The sequence below is a fragment of the Rhodococcus sp. C26F genome (assembly GCF_053345925.1).
Genome location: NZ_JBKFBA010000045.1, coordinates 21,821 through 30,653 on the forward strand (window position 1 = coordinate 21,821; position 8,833 = coordinate 30,653).

Below are 8,833 nucleotides of genomic sequence, written 5' to 3' on the forward strand. Positions count from 1 at the left end.
ACTCTACCCTCAGGTTGATATATCAGTATTGTGATACTGATCTCCCAGAAGGGGTCGCTCTTGACCATCGACATCGACGGCCGCACCACGACCGCACACACAGGCAACCCGACACTCACCCATCCACTCGCCGACCTCGACCCCGCCGTTCACGAGGCGATCACGGCCGAATTGCAGCGCCAGCAGGACACTCTGGAGATGATCGCCAGCGAGAACTTCGCCCCGCTCGCCGTGATGCAGGCACAGGGTTCGGTCCTCACCAACAAGTACGCCGAAGGCTACCCAGGCCGGCGCTACTACGGAGGCTGCGAGCACGTCGACATCATCGAGCAACTCGCCATCGACCGGCTCACGGATCTGTTCGACGCGAAATACGCCAACGTACAACCGCATTCGGGTGCACAGGCCAACGCCGCTGCGATGTCGGCACTGCTGCAACCGGGCGACGGCATCCTCGGCCTGGCCTTGGCGCACGGCGGTCACCTCACTCACGGGATGAAACTCAACTTCTCCGGCAAGCTCTACGACGTCGCCGCATACCATGTCCGTGAGGACGATCATCGCGTCGACATGGACGAGGTCGAGCGGCTCGCTCTCGAGCATCGCCCGAAACTGATCGTGGCAGGATGGTCGGCCTACCCCCGCCGACTCGACTTCTCCCGGTTCCGCGCAATCGCGGACCGCATCGGCGCGTACCTCATGGTCGATATGGCGCACTTCGCCGGACTCGTCGCCGCCGGATTGCACCCCAATCCCGTCCCGCACGCCCATGTGGTCACCTCCACGACGCACAAGACCCTCGGCGGCCCCCGCGGCGGCATCATCCTCACCGACGACGAGGCGCTGGCAAAGAAGTTCAACTCCTCGGTGTTCCCCGGACAGCAGGGCGGACCCCTCGAACACGTGATCGCCGCCAAAGCCGTGTCGTTCAAGCTCGCCGGCGAACCCGAGTTCCAAGAACGCCAGGAACGCACGCTCGCCGGCGCACAGATCCTCGCCGACCGGCTCCTACAGGACGACTCCAGGCAAGCCGGAATCAATGTCGTCTCCGGAGGCACCGACGTGCATCTGGTGCTAGTGGACCTACGCGAGTCCGAACTCGACGGCAAACAGGCCGAAGACCGGTTGCACCACGTAGGAATCACCGTCAACCGCAACGCCGTCCCGTTCGATCCGCGGCCCCCGATGATCAGCTCCGGAGTGCGCATCGGCACCCCCGCCCTCGCCACCCGCGGCTTCGACCTCGATGCCTTCACCGAGGTCGCCGATATCATCAGCCACGCGCTCCGCCCGGCCACAGACGAAACCGGACTCCACGAACTCCGCGCCCGCGTCGACGCCCTCACTCTGCGCTTCCCGCTCTACCACGAGCTCCCGGCCACGGCCGGTTGATCGCGCAACCGGTCGACGTTCGACCCCAGCTCCCCACTCCACGGAGGCCACCCCCATGACTGCCCTGAGCTCCGGCACATCCGCGACGCAGGAACCACCCGGCGCACACCTGCCCGATCACCCGGACTTCCTGTGGCGCAATCCCGAACCGAAGAAAGCCTACGACGTCGTCATCGTCGGCGGCGGCGGACACGGACTCGCCACCGCGCACTACCTTGCCAAGAACCACGGGATCACCAACGTCGCAGTGCTGGAGAAGGGCTGGCTCGCCGGCGGGAACATGGCCCGCAACACCACGTTGATACGGTCGAACTACCTGTGGGACGAAAGCACCAGGATCTACGAGCACGCCCTCAAACTGTGGGAAGGCCTCGAGGACGACCTCGACTACCCGATCCTGTTCAGTCAGCGCGGCGTCCTCAACCTCGCCCACAGCCTGCAGGACGTCCGCGACAGCGTCCGCCGCGTCGAGGCCAACAAACTCAACGGAGTCGACGCCGAGTGGGTCGGACCCGACGAGGTCAAGAAACTGTGCCCGCTGGTGAACATTTCGAGCGACCTCCGCTACCCGGTGCTCGGCGCGACCTATCAGCCCCGTGCCGGTATCGCCAAGCACGACTATGTGGCGTGGGGATTCGCACGCCGTGCCGACGAAGCCGGCATCGACATCATCCAGAACTGTGAGGTCACCGGTTTCGTCACCCACGGCAACACGGTCACGGGAGTACGCACTACCCGCGGGGACATCGCAGCCGGCCAGGTCGCACTGTGCGCGGCGGGGCACACCTCGACACTGACCGACATGCTCGGCATCCGCACCCCGGTACAGAGCCACCCGCTCCAGGCCCTGGTCTCGGAACTTCTCGAACCCGTGCACCCGACCATCGTGATGTCCAATGCCATCCACGTGTACGTCTCGCAGGCACACAAGGGCGAACTGGTGATGGGCGCCGGCGTCGACTCCTACAACGGATACGGCCAGCGCGGCGCCTTTCACATCATCGAACGACAGATGGCGGCAGCAGTCGAGTTGTTCCCCGTCTTCGCCCGCGCCCATCTCTTGCGCACCTGGGGCGGCATCGTCGACGTCTGCCCGGATGCCTCCCCGATCGTCGGACGCACCCCCTACGACAACGTTTATCTCAACTGTGGCTGGGGCACCGGCGGTTTCAAAGCCACCCCAGGGCTGGGCTGGTGCCTGGCCGACACCATCGCGAACGACGAACCCCACGAATTCATCGCCCCGTTCAGTCTCGAGCGGTTCGTCACCGGCGCCCTCGTCGACGAGCACGGCGCCGCGGCCGTCGCACACTGAGCTCAGGAGCCACAATGCAACTCATCGAATGCCCGTGGTGCGGACCCCGTGAGGAAACCGAATTCCACTACGGCGGCGAAGCCCACATCGCGTACCCACAGAACCCCGACGCGCTGACCGACGAGCAATGGGCGCATTTCGTGTTCTTCCGCGCCAACCCGAAAGGTCTGTTCACCGAACGCTGGAATCACAGCGCTGGTTGCCGACGCTGGTTCAACGCCGTACGCGACACCGCCACCTACCGATTCCACAGCGTCTACCGCATCGACGAGCAGAAGCCGACAGTATCGTGAACGCATCCTTCCGCACCCACCAGGGCGGTCGCCTCGACCGCGACACCTGCTACACCTTCACATTCGACGGCCGCGAACTGACCGGTCACCGCGGTGACACGCTCGCTTCGGCGCTGCTCGCGAACGGTGTCCATCAGATCACCACCAGCATCAAACTCGGCCGACCCCGGGGCATTACCGCGGCATGGGCCGAGGACACCGGTGGCCTCGTACAGATCGAGGAGCCGTTCCCCGAGCCGATGCTTCTCGCCACCACCATCGAATTGTTCGACGGTCTCGTCGCTCGAGGTATCCCCGGTCAGGGCCGACTCGCCGAGATCACCGATTCGGCGAAGTACGACGCCAAGCACGTCCACACCGATCTCCTCGTCACCGGCGCAGGCCCGGCCGGACTCTCCGCCGCCCTGACAGCGGCGCGAGCAGGGGCACGGGTGGTGCTCGTCGACGAACAGAACGAGGCAGGCGGCGATCTCCTCGGCAGCCCCGACCTCATCGACGGCGCACCCGCCCTCGACTGGGTGGCGGACGCGGTTGCCGAACTCGCGACCTATCCGGATGTCCTGCACCTGCAACGCACCACCGCCTTCGGTCACTACGACGACGGTTTCGTCCTCGCACTGCAGCGTCGCACGGACCATCTCGGTGTGGAGGCTCCGGCTGCCTTGAGCCGGCAACGTATCTGGCGTATCCGCGCCCGGCACGTCCTCGTCGCCACCGGCGCCCATGAGCGTCCCGTCGTCTTCACCGACAACGACCGACCGGGCATCATGCTCGCGCGCAGCGCCCGCACCTTCCTGCACCGCTACGGCGTCAAGGTGGGCGAGCAGGCCGTCGCGTTCACCACCAACGACAGCGCGTACGAAACCGCCCTCGACCTGCACGACGCCGGTGTGCGAATCAACGCGATAATCGAGGCCCGTGACCAGGCGCCGGCCCACTGGCAACGTGCATGCGAGACCCGCGGCATCACCGTCCGAACGGCGTCGGTGGTCTCCGGCACCCGCGGCAACGGCCGGGTCAGTCATGCCATCGTGTCACCCCGCACTGACGGCGACCCCCGCGCCCGCCTCCCACTGGCCTGCGACGTCCTGCTCGTCAGCGGCGGGTGGAATCCCGCGGTGCACCTGTTCTCCCAGGCACGCGGCAAGCTCCACTACGACGAGAACCTCGGTGCCTTCGTACCCGGCGAGGACCTCGACGGCGTCTCCGTCACAGGGTCCGCGAACGGTGTGTTCGACCTGCCCGGATGCCTGCGCCACGGCCACACCGCCGCCCGGACGATCATGCGCGATCTCGGCTTCACCACACCCGACGCGCTCGAACCCGAAGCCGTACCCGCGGTGGTACAGTCCGCTCCGCTGGTGCTCTGGCGGGTGCCCGACATCGCCGGTGAGAACACCCAATTCGTCGACCTGCAGCGCGACGCCACCGTCGCCGACATCGCCCGTGCCGTGAACGCCGGGATGACGTCGATGGAACACATCAAGCGGTACACCACCATCGGCACCGCACACGATCAGGGCAAGACATCCGGGGTCATCTCCTCCGGCATCGCTGCCGAACTGCTCGGCAGACCGATCGAGACACTGGGCACCACCACCTTCCGGCCTCCGTACACCCCGGTCGCGTTCGCCGCCCTCGCCGGCCGTAACCGCGGCGCCCTCTTCGACCCCGAACGGGTGACGGCACTGCACGACTGGCACACCGAGCACGGCGCGGTGTTCGAGGACGTCGGCCAGTGGAAGCGCCCCCGCTACTACCCCCTCCATGGAGAGGACATGGACACGGCGGTGGTGCGTGAATGCGCGGCAGTGCGCCGCAGCGTCGGCATCCTGGACGGCTCCACCCTCGGCAAGATCGATGTCCAGGGTCCCGATTCCGGGGTACTGCTCGACATGATCTACACAAACATGATGAGCACCTTGAAGGTCGGGATGGTCCGCTACGGCGTCATGTGCGGAGTCGACGGCATGGTCATCGACGACGGCACCGTGATGCGCTTGGCCGAAGATCGATTCCAGGTCTTCACCACCACCGGAGGTGCCGCGAAGATCCTCGATTGGATGGAGGAATGGCTACAGACCGAATGGCCGCATCTCGCGGTTCGGCTCACCTCCGTCACCGAACAATGGGCGACGTTCCCCGTCGTCGGACCTCGGTCGCGCGACGTGATCGGCGAGGTCTTCCCCAATCTCGACGTCACCAAGGACGCCTTCCCGTTCATGGCCTGGCGCGACACCGTCCTCGACGGCGTCCACGTGCGGGTCGCGCGGGTCAGCTTCTCCGGAGAACTCGCGTTCGAAGTCAACGTCGGCAGCTGGTACGCATCGGCGATCTGGGCGCGACTTCTCACCGCGGGCGAAAAGTTCGACATCACTCCCTACGGCACCGAAACCATGCACGTCCTCCGCGCCGAGAAGGGCTACCCGATCATCGGGCAGGACACCGACGGCACGGTAACGCCGCAGGATCTCGGGATGAGTTGGGCCGTATCGAAGAAGAAACAGGACTTCATCGGCAAACGCTCCTTCAGCCGAGCGGAGAACCAGAATCCGCTGCGCAAACAGTTCGTCGGTCTACTGCCACTCGACAGGCAGACCGTACTGCCCGAGGGAGCACAGATCATCGAAGAGGTAGCGGACGGCATCCTGCCTCCCCCGCCGGTTCCGATGCTCGGCCACGTCACCTCGAGCTACTTCAGCGCCGAACTCGGCCGCCCGTTCGGACTCGCCCTCGTCAAAGGTGGCCGAGCCAGGCTCGGCGAGACCCTGCACGTCCCGGTGGACGGAAACCTGGTGGCGGTAGAGGTCACCGGTTCCGTCCTCGTCGATCCCGAAGGAGCACGACGCGATGGCTGACATCCTCGCCCCCCACAGCCCCCTGTCCGGATGGGACCGGAAGTTCACGCAGCTTCCCCAATCCGTACACGTCGCCGAGGAACCGTTCGTCACAATGGTCGAGCTCTGGGTCGACCCGCACGGCCCCGGCCGTGTCGCAGCATCGAAGGTCCTGGGCGTGGATCTGCCCACCACCACCTCCACGTGCACCGAAGGCGAGTCGGCGACCGCCATCCGGATCGGTCCGGAGGAGTTCCTGATCACCATGCGCTCGCAGTCCCCCGCAGAGGCGGAACGCCGGCTCCGCAGCGCGGTGAACCCGTACGGTGGAGCCGCGACCGACGTGTCCGCCCAACGAACCACCCTCCGCCTCAGTGGAGCCCACGCACGCGACGTCCTCGCGAAGGGAAGCTCGATCGATCTGCATCCCAAGGTTTTCGGGCCTGGTAGCGCAGTCCGGACACAACTCGCGCTCGCCGACGTCGTGATGATTCCGCTCGACAGCACCGGCACCGACTACCGCATCCTCGTCCGCTCGTCGTTCGCCCGGTACCTCGCGGAATGGCTCATCGACGCCGCCGAAGAGTTCGGCGTCGACCTCCGGTAAGTGAAGGAAAAGCCGTGAAAGACAAGACGCTTCCTGCGGGTCGCATGTACACCTCGTCACACGGGTGGTTGGCACTCGCACCGAATGAAACGTTGGAGGACTACCCACTGAGGGCCGGCATCACCGCCGCCGCTCTCGAAGGCCTCGATGTCTCGAGCTTGGACCTACCCGAAGTGGGGACAACAGTGGAGGCGGGCACCCCGTGCGCGGTGATCCGGACGTCCGCGCAGACGGCGCTCACAATGTACGCACCCATCAGCGGCCGGGTCACGATGACCAACATCGCGGTGATCCGAGAGCCTCGGCTCGTGGCTCGCGACCCTTACACGGCGGGATGGTTGTTTGCCGTTCTCCCCGGTCCCACCTCTTCCACCGAGGATCTGCTCACTCCCGCTCAGTACGCCGAGGAACTCCGTGAATTGGTGTGAGCGCACGTCCCGCCCGTGCCCGTGCGCCGTCGCGGTATACCCACAGGAATGTGATTCCATGACCACCAGCGTGTTCGACCTGTTCTCCATCGGTGTCGGCCCGTCGAGTTCACACACCGTAGGTCCCATGCGAGCTGCCGCGAGATTCGTCTCCGAGCTGCACACCCGCAATGTCTTCGACGACGTGAGCGACGTACGAGTGGACCTGTACGGCTCGCTGGCCGCGACCGGCGCCGGACACGGGACGATGTCTGCCGTTCTACTCGGACTCGAAGGCTACCGTCCCGAGGATATCGAGATCGACGAGATGGAACGGCGACTCGAGATCATGCGCCGTACCCGCCACCTCGCGCTCGGCGGATATCGCGAGATCGCGCTTGCCGAGGACGAGATCATCCTGCATCCGCTGACCATCCTGCCGTTCCATCCCAACGGGATGACGCTCACCGCCCATGCCGACGGGAACGTCGAACTGTACAAGGAGACTTATTTCTCCGTCGGTGGTGGCTTCGTCGTCACCGAAGCGGAAAGCACAGAAACCACTACTGCACGGGCTCGCGGACCTGCGTTCGGCTCTGCGAAAGAACTACTCGAACTCTGCAACCGCTACGGATACAGCGTCAGCGAGCTCATGTTCTCGATCGAACGCGAATCGCGGTCGGCGCTTACAATCCGGGACCGCCTGTTGCACATCCGAGATGTAATGGTCGAGTGCGAGCGACGCGGCATCGCACGCGACGGGTACCTACCGGGTGGATTGCGGGTTCGTCGACGTGCCCATGACTGGTTCGAACACTTGAACCGCGAAGATCCTCACCGCGCACCGGAATTCGCCGAAGACTGGGTCAACCTCGTCGCACTCGCGATCAACGAGGAGAACGCATCCGGTGGCCGGGTCGTCACCGCTCCCACCAATGGGGCGGCCGGGATCGTCCCTGCGGTACTGCACTACGCCGTGCACTACACCCCGGCCGGGAGGGCTGACCCCGACGAGACCACAATCCGATTCCTTCTCACCGCCGGAGCCATCGGATCCCTATACAAGGAACGAGCCTCGATCTCCGGCGCCGAGGTCGGTTGCCAAGGAGAGGTGGGCTCCGCGGCCTCCATGGCAGCGGCCGGTTTAGCGGAGATCTTGGGCGGCATACCGGAACAAGTCGAGAACGCAGCGGAAATTGCAATGGAGCATAGTCTCGGATTGACCTGCGACCCCATCGAGGGCCTGGTGCAGATTCCGTGCATCGAACGCAACGCCATCTCCGCAGGCAAGGCCATCAACGCAGCCCGGATGGCGCTGCGCGGCGACGGTACGCACAGGGTCAGCCTCGACGAGGTGATCGAAACGATGCGCTCCACAGGCGCAGACATGCTGGTGAAATACAAGGAGACATCTACCGGCGGTCTCGCGGTCAACGTCGCCGTCAACTACGTCGAGTGTTGACCTGTCACCTACCTGCAGGAACTCCGCTATCTCGTCGCGAATCAGGCCTGATATGCGCTGGCGCACCTGCTCATCGATCGCCTCCGGGAATCCCCTTCTGCAATTTTCTGCACCGTTTGGGCATGGCCGGCCTGAGGTCGTGATTGGCTGTGTTCGCAGGTGCGTGCTCGACACGCGTCGGCGGAGTGACAAACAGCGCTGGGATCGTGGTCCGAACTGTGCTCGGCTGCCACGCTCCTGGCAGATCAGGAGTCCGTCGGTCGCGGCCGAAATGCTCCTGCTGGACGCGAGCCGCATCGACTCCTTCACCCTGAACGGAGCGTGAGATGGATTCCTGGCATTACTTATTCGTCTTGGCGGCCTGCTTGATCGTGACCGCTCCCCTGGAGTGGGGGGCACGGATCTACCGACAGCCGGCCCGCGTCGTCCGAGCTGTCGCACCGGTGGCTGTCATCTTCCTGGCCTGGGATGTGCTGGCCGTTACTGCCGGGGTCTGGAGCTTCAATCCCCGCTACGTCAC

7 protein-coding genes and 1 pseudogene are annotated in these 8,833 nt (G+C 65.1%); all 8 read left to right on the top strand.

The window, feature by feature from the left end:
• Window positions 1-66: 66 nt before the first annotated feature.
• Complete coding sequence (glyA, locus tag ACLBYD_RS26840; protein ID WP_447818826.1) at window positions 67-1,392, top strand: serine hydroxymethyltransferase; 1,326 nt, start codon at window positions 67-69, stop codon at window positions 1,390-1,392.
• 55 nt (window positions 1,393-1,447) lie between these two features.
• On the top strand, window positions 1,448-2,707 hold the full coding sequence (locus tag ACLBYD_RS26845; protein WP_447818819.1) for a sarcosine oxidase subunit beta family protein: 1,260 nt from the start codon (window positions 1,448-1,450) through the stop codon (window positions 2,705-2,707).
• A 14-nt stretch (window positions 2,708-2,721) separates the two neighbouring features.
• A complete protein-coding gene (locus ACLBYD_RS26850; RefSeq protein ID WP_447818820.1) occupies window positions 2,722-3,000 on the top strand; it encodes a sarcosine oxidase subunit delta in 279 nt (92 codons plus the stop codon).
• Window positions 2,997-5,858 (top strand): 2Fe-2S iron-sulfur cluster-binding protein, encoded by a 2,862-nt coding sequence (locus ACLBYD_RS26855; RefSeq protein ID WP_447818821.1) that lies wholly within the window; start codon window positions 2,997-2,999, stop codon window positions 5,856-5,858. The genes ACLBYD_RS26850 and ACLBYD_RS26855 overlap by 4 nt, the downstream gene beginning before the upstream one ends.
• Window positions 5,851-6,444: a sarcosine oxidase subunit gamma gene (locus ACLBYD_RS26860; protein WP_447818822.1), complete on the top strand. Its 594-nt coding sequence runs from the start codon at window positions 5,851-5,853 to the stop codon at window positions 6,442-6,444. The genes ACLBYD_RS26855 and ACLBYD_RS26860 overlap by 8 nt, the downstream gene beginning before the upstream one ends.
• 14 nt (window positions 6,445-6,458) lie before the next feature.
• Window positions 6,459-6,872, top strand: coding sequence for a glycine cleavage system protein H (locus tag ACLBYD_RS26865; RefSeq protein ID WP_447818823.1), 414 nt, complete (start codon window positions 6,459-6,461; stop codon window positions 6,870-6,872).
• Between the two features lie 58 nt (window positions 6,873-6,930).
• Window positions 6,931-8,313 carry an L-serine ammonia-lyase gene (locus ACLBYD_RS26870; protein ID WP_447818824.1) on the top strand — a complete coding sequence of 461 codons (1,383 nt, stop codon included), beginning with the start codon at window positions 6,931-6,933 and terminating at the stop codon, window positions 8,311-8,313.
• 326 nt (window positions 8,314-8,639) lie between these two features.
• Window positions 8,640-8,833, top strand: a pseudogene (locus ACLBYD_RS26875) (lycopene cyclase domain-containing protein); the annotation flags it as partial.